At 61.5% G+C, this 24,928-nt stretch carries 27 protein-coding genes; 17 read left to right on the top strand and 10 right to left on the bottom strand.

Annotated elements, in window-relative coordinates:
* Window positions 1-3: 3 nt before the first annotated feature.
* Window positions 4-264 carry a hypothetical protein gene (locus XH80_RS28225; RefSeq protein WP_057749668.1) on the bottom strand — a complete coding sequence of 87 codons (261 nt, stop codon included), beginning with the start codon at window positions 262-264 and terminating at the stop codon, window positions 4-6.
* A 245-nt stretch (window positions 265-509) separates the two neighbouring features.
* Between XH80_RS28225 and rocF the strand changes: the two genes are divergently transcribed.
* The 4 genes from rocF (at window position 510) to XH80_RS28205 (ending at window position 3,840) form a co-directional block, all read left to right on the top strand.
* Window positions 510-1,487, top strand: a complete 978-nt coding sequence (gene rocF / locus XH80_RS28220; RefSeq protein WP_271601395.1) for an arginase — start codon at window positions 510-512, stop codon at window positions 1,485-1,487.
* Window positions 1,488-1,647: 160 nt separating this feature from the next.
* Window positions 1,648-2,919, top strand: coding sequence for a sulfite dehydrogenase (gene soxC, locus XH80_RS28215; protein WP_271601394.1), 1,272 nt, complete (start codon window positions 1,648-1,650; stop codon window positions 2,917-2,919).
* A complete protein-coding gene (locus XH80_RS28210; protein WP_271601393.1) occupies window positions 2,906-3,442 on the top strand; it encodes a c-type cytochrome in 537 nt (178 codons plus the stop codon). The genes soxC and XH80_RS28210 overlap by 14 nt, the downstream gene beginning before the upstream one ends.
* A 113-nt stretch (window positions 3,443-3,555) precedes the next feature.
* Window positions 3,556-3,840 (top strand): hypothetical protein, encoded by a 285-nt coding sequence (locus XH80_RS28205; RefSeq protein ID WP_271601392.1) that lies wholly within the window; start codon window positions 3,556-3,558, stop codon window positions 3,838-3,840.
* A gap of 104 nt (window positions 3,841-3,944) precedes the next feature.
* Here XH80_RS28205 and XH80_RS28200 read toward each other — a convergent pair whose 3' ends face one another.
* The 3 genes from XH80_RS28200 to XH80_RS28190 form a co-directional block, all read right to left on the bottom strand.
* Window positions 3,945-5,159: a mandelate racemase/muconate lactonizing enzyme family protein gene (locus XH80_RS28200; protein WP_271601391.1), complete on the bottom strand. Its 1,215-nt coding sequence runs from the start codon at window positions 5,157-5,159 to the stop codon at window positions 3,945-3,947.
* Between the two features lie 348 nt (window positions 5,160-5,507).
* The gene (locus XH80_RS28195; RefSeq protein WP_271601614.1) at window positions 5,508-6,755 is read right to left on the bottom strand and encodes an NRAMP family divalent metal transporter; all 1,248 of its coding nucleotides are present in this window, start codon (window positions 6,753-6,755) and stop codon (window positions 5,508-5,510) included.
* Window positions 6,756-6,977: 222 nt separating this feature from the next.
* Window positions 6,978-7,709 (bottom strand): Crp/Fnr family transcriptional regulator, encoded by a 732-nt coding sequence (locus XH80_RS28190; protein ID WP_271601390.1) that lies wholly within the window; start codon window positions 7,707-7,709, stop codon window positions 6,978-6,980.
* A gap of 346 nt (window positions 7,710-8,055) precedes the next feature.
* On the opposite strand from XH80_RS28190, the gene XH80_RS28185 reads away from it, so the two are divergent.
* Window positions 8,056-8,247, top strand: coding sequence for a DUF3606 domain-containing protein (locus XH80_RS28185; RefSeq protein ID WP_271601389.1), 192 nt, complete (start codon window positions 8,056-8,058; stop codon window positions 8,245-8,247).
* On the opposite strand, the gene XH80_RS28180 is transcribed toward XH80_RS28185, so the two are convergent.
* Window positions 8,240-8,425, bottom strand: a complete 186-nt coding sequence (locus XH80_RS28180; protein WP_271601388.1) for a hypothetical protein — start codon at window positions 8,423-8,425, stop codon at window positions 8,240-8,242. The two genes, XH80_RS28185 and XH80_RS28180, sit on opposite strands and share 8 nt — an antisense overlap.
* Window positions 8,426-8,586: 161 nt before the next feature.
* A complete protein-coding gene (locus XH80_RS28175) occupies window positions 8,587-8,838 on the bottom strand; it encodes a hypothetical protein (RefSeq protein ID WP_271601387.1) in 252 nt (83 codons plus the stop codon).
* Between the two features lie 173 nt (window positions 8,839-9,011).
* Between XH80_RS28175 and XH80_RS28170 the strand changes: the two genes are divergently transcribed.
* From XH80_RS28170 to XH80_RS28155, 4 genes are all read left to right on the top strand, one after another.
* Window positions 9,012-9,227, top strand: a complete 216-nt coding sequence (locus tag XH80_RS28170; protein ID WP_057749644.1) for a hypothetical protein — start codon at window positions 9,012-9,014, stop codon at window positions 9,225-9,227.
* A 761-nt stretch (window positions 9,228-9,988) separates the two neighbouring features.
* The gene (locus XH80_RS28165; protein ID WP_271601386.1) at window positions 9,989-10,249 is read left to right on the top strand and encodes a hypothetical protein; all 261 of its coding nucleotides are present in this window, start codon (window positions 9,989-9,991) and stop codon (window positions 10,247-10,249) included.
* A gap of 319 nt (window positions 10,250-10,568) precedes the next feature.
* A complete protein-coding gene (locus XH80_RS28160) occupies window positions 10,569-10,817 on the top strand; it encodes a hypothetical protein (protein WP_271601385.1) in 249 nt (82 codons plus the stop codon).
* Window positions 10,818-10,922: 105 nt separating this feature from the next.
* The gene (locus XH80_RS28155; RefSeq protein ID WP_271601384.1) at window positions 10,923-11,180 is read left to right on the top strand and encodes a hypothetical protein; all 258 of its coding nucleotides are present in this window, start codon (window positions 10,923-10,925) and stop codon (window positions 11,178-11,180) included.
* Between the two features lie 46 nt (window positions 11,181-11,226).
* On the opposite strand, the gene XH80_RS28150 is transcribed toward XH80_RS28155, so the two are convergent.
* From XH80_RS28150 to XH80_RS28140, 3 genes are all read right to left on the bottom strand, one after another.
* Complete coding sequence (locus XH80_RS28150) at window positions 11,227-11,427, bottom strand: hypothetical protein (protein ID WP_271601383.1); 201 nt, start codon at window positions 11,425-11,427, stop codon at window positions 11,227-11,229.
* Between the two features lie 277 nt (window positions 11,428-11,704).
* Window positions 11,705-13,210, bottom strand: coding sequence for an FAD-dependent monooxygenase (locus XH80_RS28145; protein WP_271601382.1), 1,506 nt, complete (start codon window positions 13,208-13,210; stop codon window positions 11,705-11,707).
* A gap of 109 nt (window positions 13,211-13,319) precedes the next feature.
* Window positions 13,320-13,514 (bottom strand): hypothetical protein, encoded by a 195-nt coding sequence (locus tag XH80_RS28140; protein WP_271601381.1) that lies wholly within the window; start codon window positions 13,512-13,514, stop codon window positions 13,320-13,322.
* A 206-nt stretch (window positions 13,515-13,720) separates the two neighbouring features.
* Here XH80_RS28140 and XH80_RS28135 point away from each other — a divergent pair, with 206 nt between their 5' ends.
* The 6 genes from XH80_RS28135 to XH80_RS28110 all read left to right on the top strand — a co-directional run bounded on the left by XH80_RS28135 (window position 13,721) and on the right by XH80_RS28110 (window position 21,000).
* Window positions 13,721-13,936 carry a hypothetical protein gene (locus XH80_RS28135; RefSeq protein ID WP_271601380.1) on the top strand — a complete coding sequence of 72 codons (216 nt, stop codon included), beginning with the start codon at window positions 13,721-13,723 and terminating at the stop codon, window positions 13,934-13,936.
* A gap of 576 nt (window positions 13,937-14,512) precedes the next feature.
* The gene (locus XH80_RS28130; protein ID WP_271601379.1) at window positions 14,513-14,710 is read left to right on the top strand and encodes a hypothetical protein; all 198 of its coding nucleotides are present in this window, start codon (window positions 14,513-14,515) and stop codon (window positions 14,708-14,710) included.
* A 1,044-nt stretch (window positions 14,711-15,754) separates the two neighbouring features.
* The gene (locus XH80_RS28125) at window positions 15,755-17,242 is read left to right on the top strand and encodes a hypothetical protein (protein ID WP_271601378.1); all 1,488 of its coding nucleotides are present in this window, start codon (window positions 15,755-15,757) and stop codon (window positions 17,240-17,242) included.
* Between the two features lie 628 nt (window positions 17,243-17,870).
* The gene (locus XH80_RS28120; protein ID WP_271601377.1) at window positions 17,871-19,139 is read left to right on the top strand and encodes a CaiB/BaiF CoA transferase family protein; all 1,269 of its coding nucleotides are present in this window, start codon (window positions 17,871-17,873) and stop codon (window positions 19,137-19,139) included.
* Between the two features lie 64 nt (window positions 19,140-19,203).
* Window positions 19,204-20,433: an acyl-CoA dehydrogenase family protein gene (locus XH80_RS28115; protein WP_271601376.1), complete on the top strand. Its 1,230-nt coding sequence runs from the start codon at window positions 19,204-19,206 to the stop codon at window positions 20,431-20,433.
* Between the two features lie 9 nt (window positions 20,434-20,442).
* Window positions 20,443-21,000 carry a flavin reductase family protein gene (locus tag XH80_RS28110; protein WP_057749612.1) on the top strand — a complete coding sequence of 186 codons (558 nt, stop codon included), beginning with the start codon at window positions 20,443-20,445 and terminating at the stop codon, window positions 20,998-21,000.
* A 30-nt stretch (window positions 21,001-21,030) separates the two neighbouring features.
* Here the strand turns inward: XH80_RS28110 and XH80_RS28105 are convergent, their stop codons facing one another.
* Window positions 21,031-21,939 (bottom strand): NAD(P)-dependent oxidoreductase, encoded by a 909-nt coding sequence (locus XH80_RS28105; protein WP_271601375.1) that lies wholly within the window; start codon window positions 21,937-21,939, stop codon window positions 21,031-21,033.
* Between the two features lie 178 nt (window positions 21,940-22,117).
* Between XH80_RS28105 and XH80_RS28100 the strand changes: the two genes are divergently transcribed.
* Entirely contained in the window at window positions 22,118-23,101 is a 984-nt protein-coding gene (locus XH80_RS28100; protein ID WP_271601374.1) for an ABC transporter substrate-binding protein, read from the top strand.
* A 77-nt stretch (window positions 23,102-23,178) separates the two neighbouring features.
* Complete coding sequence (ilvD, locus tag XH80_RS28095; RefSeq protein ID WP_271601373.1) at window positions 23,179-24,873, top strand: dihydroxy-acid dehydratase; 1,695 nt, start codon at window positions 23,179-23,181, stop codon at window positions 24,871-24,873.
* Window positions 24,874-24,928 lie beyond the last annotated feature (55 nt).

Raw genomic sequence — 24,928 nt, 5'->3', positions numbered from 1 at the left:
TCGTCAGCGCCGGCGCGCGATTGCGACGCCAAAGAGGAATGCGACGAACAGGCTGGCCAGGGGGGCCTCGCGCGTGATCGCCGCCACCGTTGAAAGCGGCCGGCCCGGCTTTCGCGCTTCGTCGATCGCGTAAGTGAGGCGATCGACGGCGGCATGCAGGCCTCCTGCGACCTCGCCGATGGTGTGCGACACGTCGGTCGCTGCATCGATGGCGCGCTCGGCCATGCCGGGCTGGGGATTGGGCTGCGGTATGTCCGTGCTCAAGCTCGCGACCTCCAGAACCTGACGGAAGGACGGAGACCGGTACCTTTGGCTATCCGCGCGTGCGCTCGTTTTGAACAGCGGGCCCGAGGGCCTTTGGCTATCCGCGACAGGCGCCGTCTTGAACGGCGGGTACCGGCCTTGGTGGGAAAATGCCGCGCGCGGGAATTTGTTCCGGCTCCCCCGTGAAACGCCGGATGCGAATCTCTGTTACGCTAGTGCAGCGTTGCTGACCTCAGGAGATTGCCGTGACCGATCGAACCATCACGGATCGAGCCCGGCGCATCGCGTTGCTGGGCGCGCCCATCGACATGGGCGCCTCGCAGCGCGGCACCTTGATGGGCCCCGCCGCGCTGCGGACCGCCGGCCTTGCAACCCTGCTCGAAAGCCTGGATTTCGAAGTCGTCGATTATGGCGATCTTTCGGTGGCCGAGATCAGGGATCTCGCCGACAGGCCGCCGGCAAAGGCCAATCATTACCGCGAAATCCAGCGCTGGACGCGTGTGCTCAGCCGTCGCGGCTATGAAATCGCGCAAACTGGCGCATTGCCAATCTTCCTGGGAGGCGATCACACCTTGTCGATGGGATCGGTCAACGCCATGGCGCGCCATTGGCGGGAGCACGGACGCGATCTGTTCGTGCTTTGGCTCGACGCGCATGCCGACTACAACACGCCCGAGACGACGATTACAGCCAACATGCACGGCATGTCGGCCGCGTTCCTGTGCGGCGAGGCCGGCCTCGATGGCCTGCTGGGCGATGATGCACGCGCCTCGATTGATCCTGGCAGGCTCGATCTGTTCGGCGCGCGTTCAATCGACAAGCTCGAAAAGGAGCTGATGCGCGCCCGCCGGATCAGGGTCGTCGACATGCGTCAGATCGACGAGTTCGGCGTTGCAGTGCTGATCCGGCGCGTGATCGAGCGCGTCAAGGCAAATAACGGCGTGCTGCATGTCAGCTTCGATGTCGATTTTCTCGATCCCTGCGTCGCGCCCGGCGTCGGCACCACGGTGCCGGGAGGCGCGACCTATCGCGAGGCGCATCTGATCATGGAGTTGCTGCATGATTCCGGGGTGGTGGGATCGGTCGACATCGTCGAGCTCAACCCGTTCCTGGACGAGCGCGGGCGCACCGCGCGCACCGCGGTCGAACTGATTGGCAGCCTGTTCGGCCAGCAGATCACCGATCGGCCGACGCCCAGCAACGCAATCGCGCCGGGCGAGTGACGCACGCACCGTTTGTGCGCTGCACGGAATGGAACTGCTGTCACGGCCGGTGAAACTAGACCAGTCTTGATCGAAATCGCCTGCTTTTGAAATGCGCGCGAATTGCAAACGCGCTTCGCGGCAGGTTTCATGCGGGCCGAGCTTCAGCCGAGGACCAGCCATGAGCAACAAGATCCACACAAGCGACAAACCCATCGGGACCACACGCCGACGCTTCCTGCAAAGTGGCGGCGCCGCGGCGAGCGGCGTTGTCCTTGGAGCTGGTGGGTCAACGGCGGCGGAGACGGACAACCTTCCGCCCAACGTGCCCGATTGGATGAAGGCGCCCGGCGATCCCATGGGGAGCCAGCCCTATGGTGCGCCGTCGCCGTTCGAGAAGGGCGTCGTCAAGAACATCTCGAAGAACCTCAAACAGTACATCTCCGCGTCCGGCCGCACGCCGTTGCAGGATCTCGATGGCATCATTACGCCGAACGGGCTGTTCTACGAGCGCCACCACGGCGGTGTGCCGACCATCGATCCGGCGCAGCACCGCTTGATGCTTCACGGTCTCGTCGAGCGCCCTCTGATCTTCACGATGGACGATCTCAGGCGTTTCCCGTCGGAATCGCGCATTCATTTTCTCGAATGTTCCGGCAATCCCGGTTACACCAAACCCTATGGCAGGACCGCGTCGGACCTCGTGGGTCTGCTAAGCTGTGCGGAATGGACGGGCGTGAGCCTGAAACCGGTGCTTCAGGAAGCTGGGCTGAAGCCTGAGGCCAAATGGATCATCGCCGAAGGCGCCGACGCCGCCGCGCTGACCCGCAGCATCCCCATCGAGAAATGCCTCGAGGATGCCTTGCTCGTCTATAGCCAGAACGGCGAGCGGCTGCGACCGCAGCAGGGTTATCCGTTGCGGCTGCTCCTGCCTGGCTTCGAAGGCAACATGAATGTGAAATGGCTGCGGCGCCTGCACGTGACGGCGGAGCCCGCTTACTCGCGCGAAGAGACCTCGAAATATACCGATCTTCTGCCTGATGGCACGGCGCGTGAGTTCTCTTTCTACATGGAGGCGAAGTCGATCATCACCCGTCCCTCGGGTGGTCAGCGCCTCAACGCAACAGGTTTCCACGAAATCACCGGAATCGCCTGGAGCGGCCACGGCAAGATCCAGCGAGTCGAGGTATCGGTCGATGACGGCAAGAGTTGGTACGATGCGCGATTGCAGGAGCCGGTGCTGACGCGCGCGCTCACGCGCTTCCGCTTGCCCTGGCGATGGGACGGCAAGCCGGCGGTGATCCAGAGCCGCGCGGTCGACGAGACCGGCTATGTGCAGCCGACGCTCGCCGAGCTGCTCGCGGTACGCGGCGAGAACTATTTCTACCACAACAATGCAATCTGGCCCTGGCGCATCAGTGCCGACGGGGAGGTGACCAATGCTCTGGCGTGAGATCTGCGGCGTCGTTCTCGTATTCTTGATCTGGGCGAGCAGCGCGCAGGCGCAAAGCACCTATGGCATTGGGCGGCCGGCCACCGCAGCGGAGATTGCGGGCTGGAATATTGATGTCGGACGTGACGGCAGCAATCTGCCGGCAGGCCGCGGTTCGGTCAGCCAGGGACGTGATGTATTCGCTCAACAATGCGCCTCGTGCCATGGCGAGAAGGGCGAGGGCGCTATTGGCGACCGGCTCGTTGGCGGACAAGGCACAATCGGGACACCAAGGCCGATCCGGACGGTCGGGAGTTACTGGCCTTATGCGCCAACATTGTTTGACTATATTCGCCGCGCGATGCCGCAGAACGCGCCGCAATCGCTCAGCAATGAAGACGTATACGCAGTGTCGGCCTACATCCTGAACTTGAACGGATTGGTGCGAGATGATGCCACGCTCGACGCCAAGTCGCTCGCCGCGATCAAAATGCCAAACCGCGACAAATTTGTTGGCGACGCGCGGCCCGACGTCAAGCGTTGAGCAGAGTTGCCTGTGAGTTCTCCTCGCATTGGCTCGGAACTTGCTGATCCGAAAGCGGAACTCGTCAGGCCCCCTTTGCGTTGATCCACGAGACAAAAGGTGCAGTTTTTCCGATGGCAACAGCTCGCTTCGCAAATTCCATCTCAATAGCACTTCGGCACCCCGGCGTGATCGCGATGATCGTGGCCGCTATGACGATCGCCGCGATGCTGATCGTTGACCACGGGCCGTGGAGCCGCGCCAAGACCCAGCCGGCTTATGTTGCGATGTACGCAACCACAGGCGAAGCCGCCCGCGCGGCGGGCGCCAAGGTGCTTCCGACTGAACCGAAATCGCCGGTCGAACCGGAGCGGCCGGGGCCGAAGACATCCCCGACCGTCAATCCGGTGACACCTTAGAGCGAGATGCGATTAGGACGAATCATCATCGCGCTTTAAGTTATTGTTTGAGCATGATCTTTTCGGAAAACCGCTTCACACTTTTCTGAATTATGCTCTAGGCGTCAGCTCTTGCGACCGTAACTGAGGAGCCCGCCTGTCGTCTTTGGCGGATGCGCGCGAAGCGCCTCCTCGTTGGGCTCGGTGCCCCAGCCGGGCCTATCCGGAATGATCAGATGGCCGTTTTGGATGTCCGGCTCGTGCGTGAACAGTTCGCGATCCCAGGCGAGGCGGTCGATGTCGATCTCCATGATGCGCAGGTTCGGCACAGCCGCGCAGAAATGCGCGTTCATCATCGAGCAGAGGTGACCGTAGAAATTATGCGGCGCGACGTTGACCTCGAAGGCTTCCGCGGCTGAGGCGATCTTCATCGACTGCCACACACCATTCCAGGGCGTGTCGATGATGGCGACGTCCATTGCCTGCTCGCGGAAATAGGGCAGGAATTCGCGCAAGCCAAGCAGCGTTTCGCAGGATGAGATCGGATGCTGGCTCTGCCGGCGGATGTAGCCGAGGGCCTCCGGATTAAAGCTGTCGATCTCGATCCAGAACATGTCGAGATCGGCGATCTCGCGCAGGATCTTCAAATAGCCTTCGGTCTTGGCGTTGAAATTGCAGTCGAGCAAGATGTCGACATCAGGGCCCGCGCCGTCGCGGATTGCCTCGAGATGCATGCGCAGGTCGCGCAGGATCTTGCGGTCGACATTGATCTCGGGCGCAAAGGGCGAGCCGAAGCCGGGCCGCCAGCCCGTGGGTTTGCCGTCATCATAGCAAAAGATGTTGGTCTTTAGCGCGGTGAATTTCTTCTCGCGCACCTCATGCCCCATGGCCTTGACGCCGTCGAGACTTTCGATCGGCGGCTTGTACCAGGAGGGATGATTGATCCGCCAAGTGGCGCAGTGGGACCAATAGACTCTGACGCGGTCGCGGATCTTGCCGCCGAGAAGCTCATAGCAGGGCACGCCCAGGCACTTGGCCTTGGCATCAAGCAACGCATTCTCGATCGCGCCCAGCGCCTGGGCCACAACGCCGCCGGCGGCAGGGCGGGTGGCGGCAAACAGCTCGGCATGGATACGCTCATGCTGGAAGACATCCTGGCCGATCACGCGCGCCGACAGGCGCTGGATCGCTGCACCAACGCCCGGCGAGCCAAAACCCTCGTCGAACTCGCTCCAGCCGACGACGCCGTCTTCCGTCGTCACCTTGACGAAGTGATAGTTTCTCCAGCCTGCATCACAGGCAAGGATCTCGAGACTTGTTGCTTTTGATGATTTTGCCATGTCGCTCCCTGTCGCCCGGCAAGGGCGTTATTGGTTTTGTGTCCCGGTCGCAAGCTCGGGGCCAGCCACAATTGTTAGGCTAACGACTGAGTGCGGTGAAGCCCGCAAATGCTTGCCCAGCCATCGAATTTTGGGCCCCTGGCACAAGGCCCGTAGAGTCCGGGGGATCGTGATGTTTCTTGGAATCGTCTCGAAAATGCCAAGCCCCGACTTTTTTGGCTAGGGGCGCTTTGTCTTTGGGGAGACAACAATGCTTTCAGTCGACCAGTTCTTGCGGTTCATCAGTGTGCCGGCCGTGATTGCGGCCTTCATCATCGCCTCACAGATATCGGCGGCGCTCTCGCCGGTCTAGCCTATCAGCGACGAGGCGAGCAAAGCGAGGACGGCCAGCGCCATCAGGGCGGTGCCGAGCCAGCCCAGCACGACCAGCCAGCGTCTCGCCTTGAAGCGGCCCATGATCGCCCTGCTCGAGACGATCACCATCATCATCGCCATGATGGGGACCGCGACGATGCCGTTGAGCACGGCGCTCCACACCAGCATGTGGATCGAGTCGATCCCGGTAAAGCCGAGCCCGAAGCCGATGATGGTCGCGGCCGCGATGATGGTATAGAAGCCGACCGCCTTCTCCGGCCTTGCCTCCAGCGTCGCGCGCCAGCCGAAGATTTCCGCCACGCCATAAGCCGCCGAGCCAGCCAGCACCGGAATTGCCAGCAGACCGGTGCCGATGATGCCGAGCGCGAACAGCGCGAAGGTGAAATCGCCGGCGAGCGGCCGCAGCGCTTCGGCCGCTTGCGTCGCCGAGTTGATGTTGGTGACGCCGTTGGCGTTCAGCACCGAGGCCGTGGTCAGGATGATGAAGAAGGCGATGCCGTTCGATAGCAGCATGCCGAGGGTCGTATCGACCCTGATGCGCGTGAGCTCGGGATCGCCGGCACGTCGTGTCTCCTCGCGGAGCGGTCGGTCGCGCATGCCAAGGTTCATTTCCTCGACCTCCTGGGAGGCCTGCCAGAAAAACAGATAGGGGCTGATGGTGGTGCCGAGCACTGCGACCACCATCATGAAATAATCGGCGCTGACATTCGCCTTCGGCCATACCGCCGACAGCAGCGCGGTGCTCCACGGAATCTCCACCGTGAAGGCGGTCGCGACATAGGCGAACAGCGTCAATGTCAGGAATTTCAGCACCGGCGAGTAGCGGCGATAGGGCAGGAAGACCTGGAGCAGGGTCGAGCCCGCCGCGAAGATCAGCGCATGCTCGTGATTGAGCCCGCCGATGACCAGCGAGAGCGCCTCCGCCATCGCGGCGATGTCGGCGGCGATGTTGAAGGTGTTCGCGGCAACGAGCAGCCCCACAAGCGCCATCACGATCCAGCGCGGAGCGAGCTCTTTGACATTCGCCGCGAGTCCCTTGCCAGTGACCCGGCCGATTTGCGCGCTGACCAGCTGAATGGCGATCATAAACGGCGTGGTCAGGAACACCGTCCAGAGCAGCCCGTAGCCGAATTGCGCGCCGGCCTGGGAATAGGTGGCGATGCCGGACGGATCGTCGTCGGCCGCTCCCGTGATCAGGCCCGGCCCGAGCCGTTGCAGCAGCGTCGGCGCCGCCTTTGCCGGAGCGACGGCGCTATCGCGCGCGGAGGCTTGAAGTTTGGATCGGTTCGACAGGGCTCACCTTCCGGAAATTGCGAATTCAAGGTTTAAGCGCGATCATGGCCGGAAAGTTCCAGGGCCCGGTTCTGGCGGGTCTGCCTCCACGTCAAGAACAGGGCATGACGCTCGCTTGCGACGGTCCGCGACGTGTCTGCGGAGCATGCTCTAGGACGACGGCGACATCTGCAGATAGCGGCCGTCGAACTGGGCGAGCTCCTGCAGCTTGTGCTCGTTGAGGATCCGCACCGTGCCGCGCTGGAGCTCCAGCACGCCGTCGATTCGTAGTTCGCGCAGGATGCGGTTGGTGTGCACGCTCGTCACGCCCATGGCTTCGCCGAACTGCTCCTGCGTCAACGGGATTTCGAAGGTATTGTCGATCACGCGGCCGATCAGGCGCAGCCGTTCGCGCAACTCGACGATCAGATGGGCAAGCCGGTTGTAGGTCGAGCGCTGGCCGACATTGACGATCCATTCCCGCGACACCGCGGCATCCACCAGCGTGTCGCGCCAGAACATGTCGCCGACACCGGATCGCTGGCTGATGAGGTCGTTCAGCGCCTTGTGGGCGATGAAGGCCAGCGTGCAATCGGACAGCGCGATCAGGTCGTGGTCGACGGTGGGGAAGTGGAGGTTCTGCAGGTTCGGCAGGTCGCCGGGAATGTGGATCGAGAGGATCTGGCGCCTGCCGTCCACGATCGTCTTGGAGCGGACGCAGAAGCCGTCGGCGATCAGGCAGCATTCGCTCGGCTGTTCGCCGTCGCGCAGCACGGTCTGGTTTTCACGAAAGGTGCGGAGCGTGAACGGCAGCGCCGCGAGTGCTTCCAAATCCCTGTCGTCCGCGCCGGTCGTCGTTTTCAGGCGCTGAAACAGCGGCGCCCAGATTATGTCGCTTGTCACGGCACTCGATTCCCCCACGCGACTGAGCGCGTGGCGGCCAAAAAGCATAAACTCCGGCGTGCTGTTGACAACAAAGGTTAAATCATGCCGCTCCTGCCTCTCAACATTGTGGACGATGCGTTACCGAAAGAAGCAAATCCAACAAATGTTAAGTGCCGCCAGGCCGGCCGCGCCCGCGACTTAACATTTATCAAGTCGGCCGCTGGCTGCGTTGGCGGCGGGCCTGCAGGGGCCCGACGTCTAAGATGATTTTCCGAATCGAATTGGCTGTACGAATTTTCACCTAGCTCTGCTTCGGAACGGGGCGGGCGTGGCGACGTTCTTCTTTTCTGAGGAGGATAGCGCAATGGACCGCCTGACGAAGCGCGAGCAGCCGGATCGCAGCAAGATCAACATGCACGAGGCCTGGGAGGTCAAGTACTGGAGCCATGCGCTCGGCGTCTCCAGGGAGGAGCTGCAACAGGCCGTCGACAAGGTGGGGAATTCAGCGGCCGCCGTCCGCAAGGAGCTCGCGGTGCGACCCGAGATCCCTACTTGATGCTGACGAACATGCCCCAGGCGGCGGAGAGCGCCGCGCCGGTGAAGACGACTGCCGGGCTGTCGCAGAACAGGCCGCCATAGCGGCACACATCGGCCCCGAACGAGCCGAGCTCGTGATGGCCCGCCGAATAGAATAGTCCCGACAGCCCAAGCAGTAGGCCTGCGATGTAGTACATGGCTCCCTCACGCGAGAACGGACATGTGCCAACATGGCGCGAAGAGATTTCATCTCGCCGAATCCGCAGGGGGGCATTCGATTAAAGATTGACTCGTTTCAGTGAGACCAGATCGCCGTCAGAAGAGGCGGCGCTACGAGACTCCCACTTGCGGCTTTCAGCTAATAAGGGTTGAGCACGCTCTCGAGAAATTGCTGCTTTTCGCCGGGCGCGTAACCCTGGCAAGCGCCGTAATATGGTTCTGGCCTGTCACAGGGGTTAGAATATTGCCGCGGCGCATAGGCAAAACCTGACCGGTACATGTGATGATGGGGACGAGCCGCCGCGTGCCGGTGGTGCCCGAGATGCACGCTTGCCGCGTTCGCGACGCCGCACAGGCTCAGCAGGACGCTCAAGGCCAAAATCGAACGCATCGCTGTCTTCCTCCGAAGAGTTCGCTCTTTGCTCAATCATTACCATGACGCGGCGTTCCAAAGACTCGTTTTTCGTCTTCCGACCTCGCGGCAAAGCATCGGGGAAATTTGGCAATAAGAAAGGGAACGGTGAAATCCGGATCGGGGTTGATCTTGCACTGAGGAGCACTTCGATGGACAGAACCTCGATCTATGATGAGTTGAGCCGTGTTGAGCGCGACGTGGTGGCAGGAGAGCGACAGCTTGCAGAACAGGAGCGGCTGGTGCTCGACCTGAAAAAGGAAGGCGAGAATACTTCGGCTGCTGAAAGGGAGCTGGAACGGCTGCGTGAAGCTCAGCGCCTGCGCGATCAAGACCGCCAAAGGCTCCTCTCACTGCTGCAGCCCTGAGGCATTCCCATACGCTCGCCCCAAAGCTGCTTGCGGCTGAGCACATCACCAGGCAATCGGCTAGACGTGGGAGAAGAGGTCGAACACAAGTTCGCGCGCTTTCAAACTCTGCGGGGTGCCAAAAAAGGCCCCAGCTCACGTAGTGGGGGCGATGGAGCTGGGGCCGACTTGGGGTCACCCTTTGGGGAAGGGCACCAGGAAAACTTGGTAGTGGCGATATCGTTCCTAAACAGCTTTCCAAATGAAGAAGCCCCGGCTTTTGCAAAAGCCGGGGCCAACCACCCTCCCGGGGGCCGCGTTGTATGTTCCTCATCCATTCCCGGGAAAACGCGGCATCTCAAACTCAGTTCCGATGTCGAAGCTAAATTGCCAATATCCGAATGAGTACCGGCACCGGTCCGATCTTGAGCTCTTCCATGAGGCTTGGTATCGTTCGCGGTGGAGGCCGGCGAAAATATTGCTGTCGTCCTCCGTTGGTAAACTTAAGCCCTTTGCGGCCCCGCCTTCGGGTGCCTCTAGTAGCGTTGGGTGCGGCAACGTTCCCTCCGTTCTTCCCTTAGACTCCGAAGGCGGGAGCTTTTTTCCTGCCGACCCATGGCTGCCGCAGCTACGGGCAAGCTACCCGCCTTCCACCGAGCGGGCGGAATGATCTCATCCTTGGATCGGGGGCAGCCGCCCGATTGAACCCGCATCGCCTCCGGCGACACCAAGACAGGCAGAGATGTTGCCTTGGTGGCTGTTATCTTTGGCCGGATGTTGGCATGAACCCCGCTCTTGATGTGCTCTATCGTCTTGCTGCGTTCGGGCTCGGCATCTACTGCGTCCGCAAGGCCTGGTACGGCTATGTCGAGCGAAAGATCCTGTTCGTCAGCGACGATTGGTGGGATTGGTCGAGATGGTCGCGGCAGGAGTTTTACCGCGACACCATGCCGATCCGCTATTGGATGCAGATGGTCGGCACGGCCGGCGGCGCGCTGCTGTGCCTGGTCGGTGCGATCGTCGGCTGGCAGCCAGGCAGCTGAAGACAGGACATCGCCGCGACGTTCTTTTTGTTTGAGCATGATCTCAGCGCAAACGCGTTCCGCGTTTGTCGCGAGGGAAAACCGCTTCACACTTTTCCGGATCATGCTCTAACGACGAAACCGTCCTGAAACAATCCTGAAACCAGATCGTCCTGAACTCCATCGCTGATAGGCCCGACCAACGGAGCGATAAGGAGACAACTCATGATCCAGATCGGTTCGAAGGAAGAAGTCGCGTTGCTGCTGGCCCTGTTCGGGACTCATACCCAGCCCGTCAGCAAGCCCAAGCCGAAATCGCGGCAAGGCTGAAGGCGAACCCATGCCGGGTCTGGCCGATTGCCTGAGCTTTCTGCGTTTGCTGATCGCGCGGGGAGATCCGAAAGGCATCCCGCTGGCGACCGATGCCATCGACGATTACCTCGCCATGGCCCCGGTCTGCGCACGTCGGCGCGGCCTGCGCGTGCTCCAGCAGGACGCGCTCGAGCTTCATGTCACTTCGGTTGGCGTGCAGCGCTCGTTCGCCGAGACGGTTGACGCCTATATCGAGCGGAAGCTGGCCGAGGAATGAGGCAAGCTTGACCTTTCGGGTCTCTTCCAAGGGCTGGCATCCCTCTTGCTATGGACGTCTTAATCCGGCCCGGCCCTTCGGGCCGTTTCAGATTGAGGCGATCACATGCAGTCAACGTCCCGTTTTGAAGCGACCGCGTCCCTGCAGCTCCATGCCCTGATCTCCGACCTGCACTGGCGGATCCAGATGCTGGACGGCGATATTGCCGAGGAGGAGCGCAATGCCGGCAATGCCGATCCTCGCAGCCCCACTTATTCGATGCTGGCGTTGAATATGCGGGAGCGCCGCGACAATTTACGGACCTCGATCGCCTTGCTGGAAGCGCGGATCGAGCAGACGGCGCAGCTGTCGCGCGCGGCATAGACAGAAGCCGCCGTCTTCGCCGGCCAGATAGGCGCGATATGCTCGCTCATGTCGGCGCCCTCAGGCCGGGCGAATGCAGCCAGGCCTCGATCTGCATCGCCGTCTCGTCCTGCCGCGCGCGGCGCAGCAGCATCTCGCGGCGACGTCCCGGCGCGAGCGCGCGCGCCTGCTCGCGCAATTGCGCGGCTTCCTCTTGAAGCCTCTGGTGAAGTGTCTTGGTCTGCTTGAAACGACGCCGCTTCAACATGGCGATGCTCCCATGTTCGAGAAGGCGGGAGCGCGATCGGGCGTTCTCATCACCGATATCTGCCGGGGGGCCTTGCGGTGATGGTTAACCGTACGACCCGTCTTGCAAGGAGTCCTCATCATTTGATAGGTCGGCCGAGAAATCTTCGTGCTGTTTTCAAGCGCTATTTGCAGCCTTTGAGCCACTTACTCATTTTACGCGACGGCTGAATCCAAAGTGCACTTTTGAACAAAACAGCAAGCCCGCCGGGCTTGCTGTTTTGGCTGCTGCAATGATCCTACGCTGCGCCGAACCAGGTCGTGAGCGCCTCCGCGAGTCCGCCTCCGCTCTCCTCGCCCACCCACGCCACATCCCCGTCGGGCCGCACCAGCACCGCTGTCGGTGCGGCAATCGCTCCGATGCAAGGGAGCTCCCATGCGCCGTCGTAAATGGCATCGATACGTGGGACACGATCGGCCCAGGGCGAGATGTCCAGCCTGACAGGACTGCCGAAATCGAGTAGGAAGCCGCGCCCATCGTGCAGCAGCGTGAACAGCCGCATCGGCCGCCCCGCGACGGTCAACGCCAGATCGGGCATGCGGCGGCCGAGCAAGGGATGCGCGCCGCCGAGATCATAGCTGATATCGAGCCCGCTCATCATTGCGCCATAGCGCTTGCGGGGCTCCTCCATTGCGAGCAGCTCTGAGACGATTTCGAGCGCGGCCTTGCGGCCGTCGTCGTTGCGGCGGAGCAGGGCGATCTGGGCCCTGGTGTTGCGCAAGACGCGCGCAGCCACGGGATGGCGTTCGGCGTGATAGCTGTCCAGCAGGCGGTCGGGCGAAATGCCCTTCACCACCTGCGCCAGCTTCCAGCCGAGATTGACGGCATCCTGCAAGCCGGTGTTGAGGCCCTGTCCGCCGATGGAATGATGGATGTGCGCGGCATCGCCGGCGAGCAGCACGCGTTCTTTGCGATATCTGACGGCCTGGCGTGCCGCATCGGTGAAGCGCGAGATCCAGGACGGATTGTGGACGCCGAAGTCCGTGCCGTACACGGCGATCAGCCCCTCGCTCAGATCGCGCAAAGAAGGCTCGCCGCTACGATCGAGTGTTGCTTCCGTTATGACGACCAGCACGCGTCCGTTCTCCGTCTTGCTGAGACCGTGAAAGCCGAGGCCATCGTGACGCAGGCCCCATTGCGGCACCTCATGTATCTCGACCTCGGCCATGAGATTGCTGAGCGTCGGATCCGTGCCGGCAAAAGTGAGGCCCGCCGCCTTTCGGACCAGGCTGCGCCCGCCGTCGCAGCCGACCAGATAATCCGCGCGCAGGCTCTCGCCGCTGGCGAGCGTCACGTCGACGCCGGTTAAGTCCTGCACCAGGCTTGTTACCTCGCGGCCCCGATAGATGGAAACTCCGAGCTGCTCGACCCAATCAGCGAGGATGCGCTCGATGTGGCTCTGCCGCAGCGCAAGCCCGTAAGGGTGAGGCGTGGGCAGATCGCTGATGTCGAACCGCGTCCAGGCAAAGCCCGCGAGCTGCGTGATCGTCCCTTCGCGCAGGAAGCGATCGGCAACGCCGCGCTGATCGAGGATCTCGATGCTGCGCGCGTGCAGGCCGCCCGCGCGCGTGCCGGTGAGGTTCTGGCTGGCGCGGCGCTCGAGAATCGCGACATCGCATCCGGCGAGCGCCAGCTCCGCCGCCAACATCAATCCGGTCGGCCCGCCGCCGGCGATCACGACGGCATGGTCTGATGTTGGCGACGTGCGGGCGCGCGGGCGAGGCGTCGGTAGCAGGACAGGCATGTGGTGACCCCTCTCTCTCGGCGGTTTGAGGCGCGGGGGTACACCGGGGACGGGAGCTTGAAGCAAGCCCGTTGTGCACCACATATCAAGTTGGGAGGAGAAGCTGCGCCTAATCGTCCTGCGACAGATCGCCGGGCCTGGTGGGCAGATCGATGGTTCCACCCTCGCCGTGCGCGAGATCGCGGTTCGTGTCAGTCTCGCCCGCGTGTTCGATGTGGGCCTCCTGCGTTTCGCGTTCCTTGTCGATGCACGGCTTCTGCCCCGGCCGATCTCGCGACGTCCTGGGTGCAGCAGTGGATGTCATGGCCGGTCCTCCTGCGCGACCAACGCGCTTGGTTACCGGATCGTTCGCTTGACCCGTCGGGCAAAACACTGGCACCATGGCATAGGAGTTCGGCTCAGCCCGCGCGGAGCAATTCGCCGCGGGTCATTTATTGTCAAACGATGTCCACCTGCGCGCTCAGGAGGAACGGACTGCGGCGGCGGCATTTGTATGGTCCGGAGGAGTGCATGTTGACAGACGCTGACATCGCCATGCTCTGCGACATCGACCAGTCCATCGCCTTCAGCTACGCGCACAAGAATGGCGACACCTACGAGCGCACCCCCAAGGGCGAAGCGGCCGTGATCGATCGCGGCGCTGAACAAGGCGTGATGTCGATTAGTCGCGGCGCGATCCGATCGCGCTTGCCGTCGGCTGATCCGGCCGGCCCGCGGGCGTCGTGAAGTGCGACAGCTGGCAACGCGGCGCGCGCAAGTTTGGACCCGCAAGGGCGGTTTAGGAACCTTCAGTTCCAGGCCGGATTTGATGTCTTGCCGGCATACCGCCGATTGGCCGGCTGGAATGGCGGCTCCGGCGCACCAAGCCCCCGTCCTGCACCGGAGCCGTTTTCGGTTTAGCCAAAATGGTGGCTTGACCCGTCGGGCAAAACACTGGCATGATGGCGTCATCGAAAGAGGTCGGTTCAGCGCGTGGAAAACATCCGGCACGAGCTTTTTTGATGCCGCCGTCCTGATCGGAGTGTCCGCATGAGCCCGTCCGGTGTCGACGTCGAGAACTTCGTCGTCGACGACGACGATTCATGGATGATTGACCTCCTGCGATAAAATGCGCGCCGCGCCTTGCGGGTTCCAGACCGAGACGCGCCGCAAGACGTGTGCGACAAATCGTTCGCGGTTTAAGTTCGCAACGTCATCGCGCTTCGCTGCGCCGGCATGAAGACTGGAGCGCGACCAGCACACAGGCCTCGCCTCTCTCAGGAACCGGGCGCGACTTCGGAATTTGTATGATCCGGAGGAGCTGTGCTGACAGATTCTGATATTGCCCTGCTCTGCGACATCGGTCAGTCCATCGCCTTCGGCGATAGCGATGACCGGCACGAGCGGCTGTTTCGGCTCATTGCCGACGGCTACGTGCAGAAGGACGGCGACACCTACGAGCTCACCGCCAAGGGCGAAGCGGCCGTAATCGATCGCGGCGCCGGATTGAACAAGGCGTAATGCCGCTTTTTCGCGCTGCGATCGGGAATCGTCCTTGACCTCGGGCAAGCGCGCAAGTTCGGGCCGCGGGGATGTTAGGAACCTTCAGTTCGAGCCCGGATTTGGTCTCGTGCCGGCGTACCGCCGATTGGCCGGCTGCGAATGGCGGCTCCAGGCGCACCAAGCCCCCCGTCTCGCGCCGGAGCCGCCTTCGGTTTAGCCTAAACGACCTTTGACCCGTCTGCCAAAACACTGGCAGATGGCATCATGGAAATAGTTTAGTTCAGCCCGCGCGGGATTTATCGCTATAAACCTCACGACCCGACGTTCGAAATGCTGTTGATCGGGCTACGCTCCGCTCTACTTTCTGGCCTTACGCTGGGGCGAGTGCGTCGAGATCCGAGCGAATCCGCGGAGACCCAACCTCGCGACCAGGAAGCTCGACTACGGCCTGGGTTCACACGTGGCCGCGCTCGGCCTCGCGTTCAGCAAAGGCGAGACGTCGTGTTCCAAATTCGATAACGGCCCTTGTCGGTGAGCACACAGCAGTCGGTCCCAGCCCGGCCGTAGCTGTCGGGTTATTTACGTGCCGCTGGTGAATGGGCGGCCGGAAGGCAAATCTGGGTTGAGCAACTCTCGCCGCGTGGGAACCTAGGAACAAACGAGCCACCTTGAGGAATGCAATGCGATTTGCGGGTCCAACGGAGAAGAGCTCAACGGGAGCAATTCGCGCCCGCTCTACCGTCTTAGGGTGATGCGGGCGTCCGTCTGGCTAGGGCTGCGGATGAACGCCACGTCTACGAAGACCGGCATCTTGAAAGGCCTTCGTAATCCAAGATGCGGATAAGCAATCCAATGCTAGCCATTGTACCTTGCTCCGGGTCAGGGGGTGGGACAAGCCCTCGACCGCGATACCCCCACCTTAAGGATATCCGGTCCTCCACGTTGAGGTGCGAGGTGCTGTTGCTCGGCGTCGGGTCATCGGGTCGAATTACTGGCCCCGTTAGGAAAGCCTTATTGTCTTCTGGCAATGATTTCCTATCCACTAGAAGAAGGTAGCTCGATTTGGAGCTGATCCTAAAGGGCCGATGGACCATTGCAGCCTTCGTGTTCGCGACGGCTGCGGTTTTCGCTGTGGTCTATTTGGTTGTCGGAGGAGCTGTCTTCCCTACGGATGACGCCTTCATCAACTTACACAATGCGCAGGTTATTCACGACGGTCACGATGAGAATTACCTCGGAGTTCCCGCTCTCGTAGGAGCCACGAGCGGTGTACACCTCGTTCTGCTGCTGGCTATTGAGAAAGTAGTGTTCTCCGATACTGTCGCATTGTACGTGCTCGGCGCATCGTGCGGCGTCCTATATGTGCTCGGTCTATTTTTCGCCAGCATCAACGTTGGGTGCCACCGGTCGGAGGCAATGCTAATCTCTGTTGGCGGCTTGATCTTTGCGGGTACGCTGTTTCAGCTCTTGAATGGAATGGACACGGGGCTCGCGATGGCTGTAGTGGCTTGGAACATCAAGCTACTTACAGACAAGAGACGAACGATCTGGATCTCCCTTCTTTGCGGGATCATGCCATTTATTCGGCCGGAGCTTACACTTCTGTCTGTCGGATCGATGTCCATTTTGCTTCTTGAGAGCGGTACCTGCCGTTTCAAGATCGCGGCATGCACGACTTTGCTTTTAGGCGCTGTTCCGTTCCTGGTGTGGTACTGGTTCGACACGGGCTCGTTGGTTCCTAGCACTGTCGGCGCCAAGACGTACTACTTCGCAGACAGTTACGCAGATTGGCCGAACAAATTGCTCTTCGTGGCGTTAGCGATGGCTCGAGCGGCGGTGGCCTGCTTCCCACTCTTTCTCTGCGTTCGTTACATACGGCCGCGCTCCGCCGGTATCATGCTGGCAATGTTTGCGGCCATTTTCATCGGCTCGTATTTCTGGAAGTTCCCGAGTGGGCTCGCCCATAACGGAAGTCGATATCTCTACATATTTGTACCCATTATACTCTTTGGCGTTGCGTGCGGACTTAGTTCGGCGGCTCGCACAAAAACGCTCCGACTTATCTGGATTTCAATTTTCTTTCTGCCGTTAGGCTTTGGATGGCAACTTTCTGACTATTGGACACACATAACAGGACATCAGAAAAGCCTTTCCGACGCCGTGCGATGGATCAATGAAAATTTGCCTGGTCGACCGAAAATATTGGTACATGACGCTGGCTATGTCGCGTACGCGGGGCATGCTCAGCTAGTCGACCTTGTGGGACTCAAGACGCCGGCCGCGATAGAATTTCACAAGCAGCTAACATACCCAAGTGCCGGGAAGCTAAGGTCAAAGGCGATCGCCGACATCGCCCGATCATTCAACCCGGAATATCTGTTGGCGCTACAAGAGTGGGACGAGAAATTCGGTCTCGTAGATGGTCTGCGCCAAGAGGGCTGGGCGGTGCAGGAGGTATACGCGGGAAGAGCCTCCGCGAACACGCCCGCTTCGGACATCTACCACATCTACAAGCTGAGGAAACCAGTCTCAGCTGTCAGCCAGAGCTAGCAAACATCCTCATTGCAAGGAGATTGTTCTAGTCGCTGAATGGAATCGACAAGTCATTGGATTGCTGTCTCTCATTGCATCTTTAGCGCGATGGCACTCGCTCACCGAGTTGGCAAGGTTGATTCGAAAGGGTCGGAGATAAGGGCGAACTTCCAGCACCTTCGGCGGTGGCGAAAAAGCGTGGAGCAGGCCCACAGCTATACTGTGAAGGCCGTGATTACGGTGATTGCCACTGGTCTGATGGGAGCTGTCTGGCTCGGAGTGGAGGTCATGCTTAGCAAGTGAGCTCCTCGTGGGCGGCGCCCCGCCGCACGGCCGAATCGACTCGATGAATCATGCTATGTACAAAAATACTATCGTCGACACCTGACGATAGGCTAGCTGAATTGCATCGGCGAAGTTCTTCGACACTGCGGTGACGCCGGATTCTGACCGGGGAGTGTGGCGGCTTGTCTATCGGGGCGACGATGCGGCCGACGCGGCACGTCGATTTCAGACGTCACACCTGCTGGATCCCATTTGTGTATCGAAGCCTTGCGACTGAAGCACTTGCGGAGATTGCTCTCCCGGGCTTTAAATTCGCGTACAGAAAATCGGCGAACATAAGTCGATGTAAGGGAGCCCAGGGATGTCCACCAAGCCTCAATTGCCGGAACGCCCGCCGCGGGGGGCGGGAGGACCAACCGCGCTTGATGGCCTGCTGGTTGTCGATTTCACGCGCGTGGTTGCCGGCCCCGCCTGCACACAGACACTGGCCGATTTCGGGGCGCGCGTCATCAAGATCGAGAACCCCGATGGCGGCGACGACACGCGCGCCTATGAGCATGCCGAGGTCGGCGGCGAAAGCGCAGCCTATCTCAGCCTGAACCGCAACAAGGCCGGTATCGTGCTCGATCTCGCCGTGGCGGAGGCGCGCGAGATAGCGCTGGATCTGATCCGCAAGGCGGACGTAGTCGTGGAGAATTTTTCGAGCGGCGTCATGAAGAAGTTCGGCCTGGATTACGAGGCCGTCGCGCCGCTTAACCCGCGGCTGGTCTATTGCTCGATCTCCGCTTACGGGCGCACCGGACCATTTGCCTCACGCCCGGGTTTTGACCCTATCACGCAAGCCGAGAGCGGCTTCATGTCGCTCAACGGGTTCGCGGATGGCCCGGCGGTTCGTACTGGGCCGCCGATTGTCGACATAGCGACGGGGATGGCAGCCTGCAATGCCATTCTGCTGGCGCTGTTGGCGCGGGACCGGCTCGGCCGTGGGCAGCATGTCGAGGTCGCGCTGTTCGACGTCGCCATGGGGATGACGGGCTTCTATGGGATGGCCTATCTGATCAACGGCGAGAATCCTGGGCGGTTCGGCAATTCGCCGGCCGGGTCTCCCACTGTTGGTGTCTACGAGGCATCCGATGGTCCGCTCTACATGGCGTGCGCCAATGATCGGCTGTATCGACGGCTGGTGGTCGAGGTGCTGAACCGCCCGGATCTCATTAACGCGCCGCAGTTTGCCACCCGCAAAGCAAGGTCTGAGAACAAGGAGCTCCTGCGTGCCGCCATCGCCGAGGTCTTCGCAAGCGACACGCTCGAGAACTGGATGGCGAAGATGAAGCTGGCCAATATTCCGGTCGGCTATCTCCGAACGGTCGAGGAAGGGTTCAATGCGCCCGAAGCGCGCGAACGCGCGCGCGTGAGCCGGATCCCTCATCGTACCGCGCAGTGGGTGCCGAATATCGAGCCGCCAATCAGCATGAGCTTGACGGCGGCAGTTGATCCTGTGGCGGCGCCGCTGTTGGGCGAGCACACCGAGGGCGTCATGCGCGAGACGCTTGGTTACGACGCGAAGCGGATTGCGGCATTGGCCGAAAAAGGCGCATTCGGGCTGCGTAAGACCGCGACATCGGACTGAGCGCAGCAACAGCTTGATTTGGCAGGGTTCCAGCCTCATAAATGCATGAGAGCGAGGGACGCGAATGGTGCCTGGTCAGGAGCCGAACATGGGTCAGTCGGTGGCGACAGACTCCGGCGAACGAGCCTATGCGGCGATGATTGCCAAGGCCCGAGCGCTCGTGCCGCAATTGCGGGAACGTGCGGTTCGAACCGAGGAGCTGCGGCACCTGCCGCCGGAGACCGAGCGCGACCTGCATGAAGCCGGCCTGTTCCGGATGCTTCAGCCGAAGCGTATCGGCGGCGCCGAGCTCGATTATGTTGCCCTGATCGATTGTGCCGAGTTGCTTGGGCAGGCCGACGCATCGGTCGCCTGGAATCTGGCTAATCTGGCGAGTCACCACTGGATGCTCGGCATGTTCGAGCAGCGTGCGCAGGATCTGGTCTGGGGCCGAGATCCGGACGTGCTGATCGCGTCATCGTTCATCTTCCCTGCCGGCCGTGCCAGGAAGGTCGAAGGCGGATACCAGCTGCGCGGAAGCTGGCCGTTCTCGTCGGGCGTCGGCTCCTGCGCATGGAACATGCTTGCGAGCGTTGTTTCGTCCGACGACGAGGCTGATGGGATCGAATACCGCATCTTTCTATTACCCAGGGCTGACTACAAGATCCTCGATACCTGGAATGTAGCCGGACTGCGCGGCACAGGGTCGTCGGATGTCGAGGTCAGGGATGCCTTTGTGCCCGATCATATGACGGTCGCGGTGGGTGATCTCGCGGGCGGCGCGACGCCCGGCAGCAAGGTGAACCCCAATCCGCTATACGCGCTTCCGGTCTTCTCGCTGTTTCCCTATGTTCTCTCGGGCGTCGCGCTCGGCAATGCACAGGCGTGCCTGGACGATTATGCGGAGGTCGCGCGTCACCGCATATCGACGTACAACCGCGCCAAGCTGAGCGACTTCCAGAGCACGCAAATCAAGATCGCGGAAGCTTCGGCTAAGATCGATGCCGCGCGCCTCATCATGCGCTCGGCCTGCATCGAGGCGATGGAGGACGCACGGCGCAACCGCACGCCCGATATGGTCACCAAAACCAGATATCGACGCGACGGTGCGTTCTCGGTCAATCTATGTACTGATGCAGTCTCGATGTTGTTCGCGGCGAGCGGGGCGCGCGGCCTGTTCACGACGGGCGTGCTACAGCGGCAATTCCGCGATGCTCACGCGATCAATTCGCACCTCGCATTCAATTTCGATGCGGCCGGAACCAATTATGGACGCGTGGCGCTCGGCCTGCCGTCCGAGAATCTCACCTTGTGAGGCCGGCCGATGAATGACCAGCCAAAGCATCCGGCCGCCGCCGATCCCGCCAACGAGTTCGCAAGCGACAACTCGCCGATCGACCCGCGTGATTTCCGCAACGCGCTCGGCACCTACGGGACGGGCGTCACGATCATCACAGCAACGGCTGCCGATGGAAAGCCGTATGGCATCACCTGTAATTCGTTCGCGTCGGTTTCCTTGAATCCCCCCTTGGTCCTCTGGAGCCTCGGCGTTTATTCATCGAGCCTGACCGTGTTTCAGAATGCCAGCCATTTCACGGTGCATGTGCTGGGCATCTCGCAGCAAGCGCTCGCAAACAAGTTTGCCAAGTCGTCCGAAGACAAGTTCGCGGGCGTGAACTGGACACCGGGTCTCGGCAATGCGCCCGTGCTGGCCGAGAGTGTGGCGAGTTTTCAGTGCCGATCCGTCAACCGCTATTATGGCGGCGATCACGTGATCTTTCTCGGTGCCGTCGAGGCCTATGCTTACAACGCACGAGAGCCTCTGCTGTTCGTGCGAGGGACTTACGGCCGATTCTTGGCCGATGACGCGCACAAGAAGTAGCCGTAGTGCGATTCAGGGACGCGGATTAGTTCAACGTTCCGTGGCCGAAAGCTTGTAAATTTCGAGTGCGTCCGCGTCTGCACCGCATGCCGCTTTGGCCAGCCTGAAGATCTGCCCGGCAAGCGTCGCCATCGGCACCGGCGTCGACGTCGCCTGCGCGACATCGGCGACCGTATCGAGGTCCTTGAGCATCGTCGCGATGTGCCCGAGCGGTGGCGAGTGAATGCCCCGGACCATGCGCGGCACAAAGAGTTGAAGCGGGATCGAATCCGCAAAGCCGCCCGCGAGTGCTTCGGGAAGCCTGCTCGCGTCAATCCCGGCGTTCGAGGCAAGGCGCGTTGCCTCCGCAAGCACGACCATCGCGCATCCGACGATCACCTGGTTGCAGAGTTTCGTGGTCTGGCCGGCGCCGGTCGGACCCATGTGGGTAAATCTGCGCGCCATGGTCAGCACATAGGGCCGTGCCCGCTCGATGTCTTCAGCCTCTCCTCCCGCCATGATGGCAAGCGTGCCCTCTTCGGCGCCCTTGGTGCCGCCGGACACAGGCGCATCGATCCAGCTTGCGCCGTTCGCAGCTTTCAACCGCGCCGCAAGATCGCGAGCGGCGTCAGGATGGATCGACGAGAAATCGACCACGAGCTTGCCTGCGCCGGGAGCCCCGGCAAGGCCCTCCGGCCCGAAGATTATCTCTTCGACAGCAGCGGCATCCGTCACGCACATGAAGAGGATGTCGGAGTTCGCCAATAGTTCACACGGCGTGCTCGCGCGATTGGCGCCAGCCTCGACAAGCGGTGCTACCTTGCCCTCCGAACGGTTCCAGACGCTGACGTGAAAGCCGGCTTTGAGCAGCCGACGGGTCATTGGCGTTCCCATCAGTCCCAGGCCCAGATAGCCGAGCCTTTCGACGCGTTGCGGGTTTGTCTTGCTCGCATCAGCCATAGGTTGCTTCCTCTTGCCGCAGCGCAGCGGCGCACGACCCTGGCCGAACCATACATGACGCATCCCGCAGCGAAACCGGGGCGGCTTGCATGGCTTGCCTGATTGTTTGAACCATGAAACATTTGAATCGGTCGGGTTGGGTGGCGCTCATCGGCGCCGGAGCAACGGAGTGGGCACGATGCGGGCAGTTTCGAGGTGGATGCTGGCGGCAGGAACTGTGGCGGCCATGATCGCGGGCGCGAGCCCCTCATGGGCACAGCAGACGATCCGCGTGGGCTGGACCATCCCGGCCGAGGAATCCAAATACTGGATGATGCGAAGGCCGGCCGAATTCCCGGATATCGGCAAGACCTACAACATCGAGTGGACCCAGTTTCAGGGCACCGCACCGATGACGCAGGCTTTGGCGGCCGGCGCTCTCGATTGTGCGACGCAGGCGCCACTGTCGCTGGCCAACGGCGTGGTCGGCGGCAACCTCAAGGCCTACATCGTGGCCCAGCACGTCTTCGAGAAGCCCGGTGGCTTCTCGGTCTACTGGGCGGTGATGGATGACTCGCCGATCAAGACGATTGCGGACCTTAAGGGCAAGACCGTCGGCATTTCCGTGATCGGCGGCGGCACGCAAGGCCCGTTCAACCTGCTTTTGAAGCAGAACGGGGTTGATCCTGCCAAGGACATCAAGCTGGTCGAGGTCGGTTTTGCCGTCTCCGAGGATGCGCTGCGCCAGGGCCGGGTCGATGCGGTCAACATGAACCAGCCGTTTGCGGCACGTGCGGAGGCAAAGGGCGGCACAAGAAAGCTGTTCTCACTGTCGCAGGCCATGCCGAACATCGTGCACATCTTGGAAGCCTGCCGCGCCGATTTCGTCGACAAGAATCCGGACCTGGTGAAGGCCTATGTTCGCGATATCACTTCAGGCATGAAGACGGCACTGGCGAACCGTGAAGAAACCTTGAAGGTCGTCAATGAAGTCCTGAAAGCGCCCATTCCGGTGCTCGAGACCTACCTGCTCAAGGACAATGATTTTGGTCGCGATCCCGGCGCTGCGCCAAATTTCCCAGCAATTCAGAAGATGCTGGACATTTATGCGGACACAGGAATGCTGCCAAAACTGGATGTCGCGCAGTTCAAGCACCCGACCATCGTCGCGCCGCTGCAATAGGCCAGAGGTCGTTTGCAGGATCAGCGAAGTCGCAATGTCCCGCCATGTGTGGGGCAGTGCATCGAGACAGTGCAAGCATGAAGAAGTTGCGATCACGGATCACCACTGACGGGCTCGACCGCGCTCCGCATCGCGCCTTTATGCGCGCGATGGGTCTGGATGATGCCGCCATCGCCAAGCCAATGGTGGGCATTGTCAGCATGAAGGGCGAGCAGACGCCCTGCAACATGACCCACGACTTTCAAGTGGCTGCCGCCAAGACCGGGATCGAGGAGGCTGGCGGCACGCCGCGTGAATTCTCAACCGTCTCGGTGTCCGACGGGATCAGCATGAATCACGAGGGGATGAAGTTCTCTTTGTTTTCGCGCGAGCTGATCGCCGACTCGATTGAGGCTGTCGTCCACGGTCTCGCTTATGATGCACTGATCGGGTATGGCGGATGCGACAAGACGCTTCCGGGCGTGATGATGGGCATGGTTCGTTGCAATGTGCCTTCCATCTTCATTTATGGCGGCAGCTCGTTGCCGGGCCGCGTGGACGGGCGGACGCTGACGGTGCTCGACTCCTACGAAGCCGTCGGCAGCTTTATGACTGGAGAGATCGACGCCGCGACGCTCGAGCGGATCGAGCGCGCGTGCCTGCCGACCATTGGTGCCTGCGCTGGCCAGTTTACTGCGAACACCATGGGGATGGTGTCGGAGGCGATGGGCTTGACTATCCCCAACGTGTCGATGGTGCCCGGCGTCTATGCCGAGCGGGCGCAGATCTCGCGTCGCGCCGGGCGGCTGATCATGGAAATGCTGGAGCGTGGTGGACCGCTGCCGCGCGACATCGTGACGCGGAAATCGTTGGAGAACGGCGCGGCGATCGTCGCCGCGACGGGCGGATCGACCAACGCCGCTCTGCATCTGCCGGCGATTGCGAACGAGGCAGGTATTCGTTTCACGATCGATGATGTTGGCGAGGTCTTTGCCAGGACGCCCCTGATCGGAAACTTGCGGCCAGGGGGCAAACATACCGCCAAGGATGTTTACGACGTCGGTGGTGCAGCCGTGATAATCCGCGAATTGATCCAGAGCGGGCATATTGATGGCAGCTGCCTGACGATCACGGGACGTACGCTCGCGGAAGAAAATGGCGCGGCCAATGCGCCCGACGGGGAGGTCGTTTACGCGGCCCGCGCGCCGATCATGTCTGACGGCGGCGTTGCGGTGCTCAAGGGCAATCTCTGTCCCGATGGCGCCGTCATCAAGGTGGCGGGTCTGAAGAGCCAGCTCTTCGAGGGTGCGGCGCGTGTCTTCGAGGATGAGGAAGCCTGTGTCGAAGCGGTTCGCGACCGCAGTTACAAGGCCGGCGAGGTCCTGGTAATCCGCAACGAGGGGCCGGTCGGCGGTCCCGGCATGCGTGAGATGCTCGGCGTCACTGCGTTGATCTACGGCCAGGGCATGGGCGAGAAGGTCGCCCTGATCACGGATGGGCGGTTTTCCGGTGCCACGCGCGGCATGTGCATCGGGTATGTCTCGCCGGAAGCGTTTGTTGGTGGCCCGCTGGCGCTGGTCCGCGACGGCGACAAGATCCGGATCGATGCCGCTGGCCGCCGCATGGACCTGCTGGTCGGTGAGCAGGAACTCGCTGCACGCCGACGCGATTGGAAGCAACCTCCGCCGCGTCATCGCGCGGGTGCGCTTGCAAAATATGCGCGTCTGGTCGGTCAGGCCCCGGACGGAGCAGTCACGCATGAGGGCCCGGTGGAGTGGCCGTGGTTCGACTGAGTGGCAAGTTTCTTGCTAAGCTCGTTCCGCTGTTGAAGGCCATTCGGCAGATCGG

The sequence above is a fragment of the Bradyrhizobium sp. CCBAU 45384 genome, from assembly GCF_028128665.1.
GTDB lineage: Bacteria > Pseudomonadota > Alphaproteobacteria > Rhizobiales > Xanthobacteraceae > Bradyrhizobium > Bradyrhizobium manausense.
The sequence above is the reverse complement of the archived record's forward strand: the minus strand, read 5'-3'. Positions and strand labels throughout refer to the sequence as shown.

What these genes read in the sequence shown, in the direction of transcription:
- soxC (WP_271601394.1), top strand. Translation starts at nt 1,648, where the DNA reads ATGAGCAACAAGATCCACACAAGCGACAAACCCATCGGGACCACACGC.
- XH80_RS28210 (WP_271601393.1), top strand. Translation starts at nt 2,906, where the DNA reads ATGCTCTGGCGTGAGATCTGCGGCGTCGTTCTCGTATTCTTGATCTGG.
- XH80_RS28205 (WP_271601392.1), top strand. Translation starts at nt 3,556, where the DNA reads ATGGCAACAGCTCGCTTCGCAAATTCCATCTCAATAGCACTTCGGCAC.
- XH80_RS28200 (WP_271601391.1), bottom strand. Translation starts at nt 5,159, where the DNA reads ATGGCAAAATCATCAAAAGCAACAAGTCTCGAGATCCTTGCCTGTGAT.
- XH80_RS28185 (WP_271601389.1), top strand. Translation starts at nt 8,056, where the DNA reads ATGGACCGCCTGACGAAGCGCGAGCAGCCGGATCGCAGCAAGATCAAC.
- XH80_RS28180 (WP_271601388.1), bottom strand. Translation starts at nt 8,425, where the DNA reads ATGTACTACATCGCAGGCCTACTGCTTGGGCTGTCGGGACTATTCTAT.
- XH80_RS28175 (WP_271601387.1), bottom strand. Translation starts at nt 8,838, where the DNA reads ATGCGTTCGATTTTGGCCTTGAGCGTCCTGCTGAGCCTGTGCGGCGTC.
- XH80_RS28170 (WP_057749644.1), top strand. Translation starts at nt 9,012, where the DNA reads ATGGACAGAACCTCGATCTATGATGAGTTGAGCCGTGTTGAGCGCGAC.
- XH80_RS28165 (WP_271601386.1), top strand. Translation starts at nt 9,989, where the DNA reads ATGAACCCCGCTCTTGATGTGCTCTATCGTCTTGCTGCGTTCGGGCTC.
- XH80_RS28160 (WP_271601385.1), top strand. Translation starts at nt 10,569, where the DNA reads ATGCCGGGTCTGGCCGATTGCCTGAGCTTTCTGCGTTTGCTGATCGCG.
- XH80_RS28155 (WP_271601384.1), top strand. Translation starts at nt 10,923, where the DNA reads ATGCAGTCAACGTCCCGTTTTGAAGCGACCGCGTCCCTGCAGCTCCAT.
- XH80_RS28150 (WP_271601383.1), bottom strand. Translation starts at nt 11,427, where the DNA reads ATGTTGAAGCGGCGTCGTTTCAAGCAGACCAAGACACTTCACCAGAGG.
- XH80_RS28145 (WP_271601382.1), bottom strand. Translation starts at nt 13,210, where the DNA reads ATGCCTGTCCTGCTACCGACGCCTCGCCCGCGCGCCCGCACGTCGCCA.
- XH80_RS28140 (WP_271601381.1), bottom strand. Translation starts at nt 13,514, where the DNA reads ATGACATCCACTGCTGCACCCAGGACGTCGCGAGATCGGCCGGGGCAG.
- XH80_RS28135 (WP_271601380.1), top strand. Translation starts at nt 13,721, where the DNA reads ATGTTGACAGACGCTGACATCGCCATGCTCTGCGACATCGACCAGTCC.
- XH80_RS28120 (WP_271601377.1), top strand. Translation starts at nt 17,871, where the DNA reads ATGTCCACCAAGCCTCAATTGCCGGAACGCCCGCCGCGGGGGGCGGGA.
- XH80_RS28115 (WP_271601376.1), top strand. Translation starts at nt 19,204, where the DNA reads ATGGTGCCTGGTCAGGAGCCGAACATGGGTCAGTCGGTGGCGACAGAC.
- XH80_RS28110 (WP_057749612.1), top strand. Translation starts at nt 20,443, where the DNA reads ATGAATGACCAGCCAAAGCATCCGGCCGCCGCCGATCCCGCCAACGAG.
- XH80_RS28105 (WP_271601375.1), bottom strand. Translation starts at nt 21,939, where the DNA reads ATGGCTGATGCGAGCAAGACAAACCCGCAACGCGTCGAAAGGCTCGGC.
- XH80_RS28100 (WP_271601374.1), top strand. Translation starts at nt 22,118, where the DNA reads ATGCGGGCAGTTTCGAGGTGGATGCTGGCGGCAGGAACTGTGGCGGCC.
- ilvD (WP_271601373.1), top strand. Translation starts at nt 23,179, where the DNA reads ATGAAGAAGTTGCGATCACGGATCACCACTGACGGGCTCGACCGCGCT.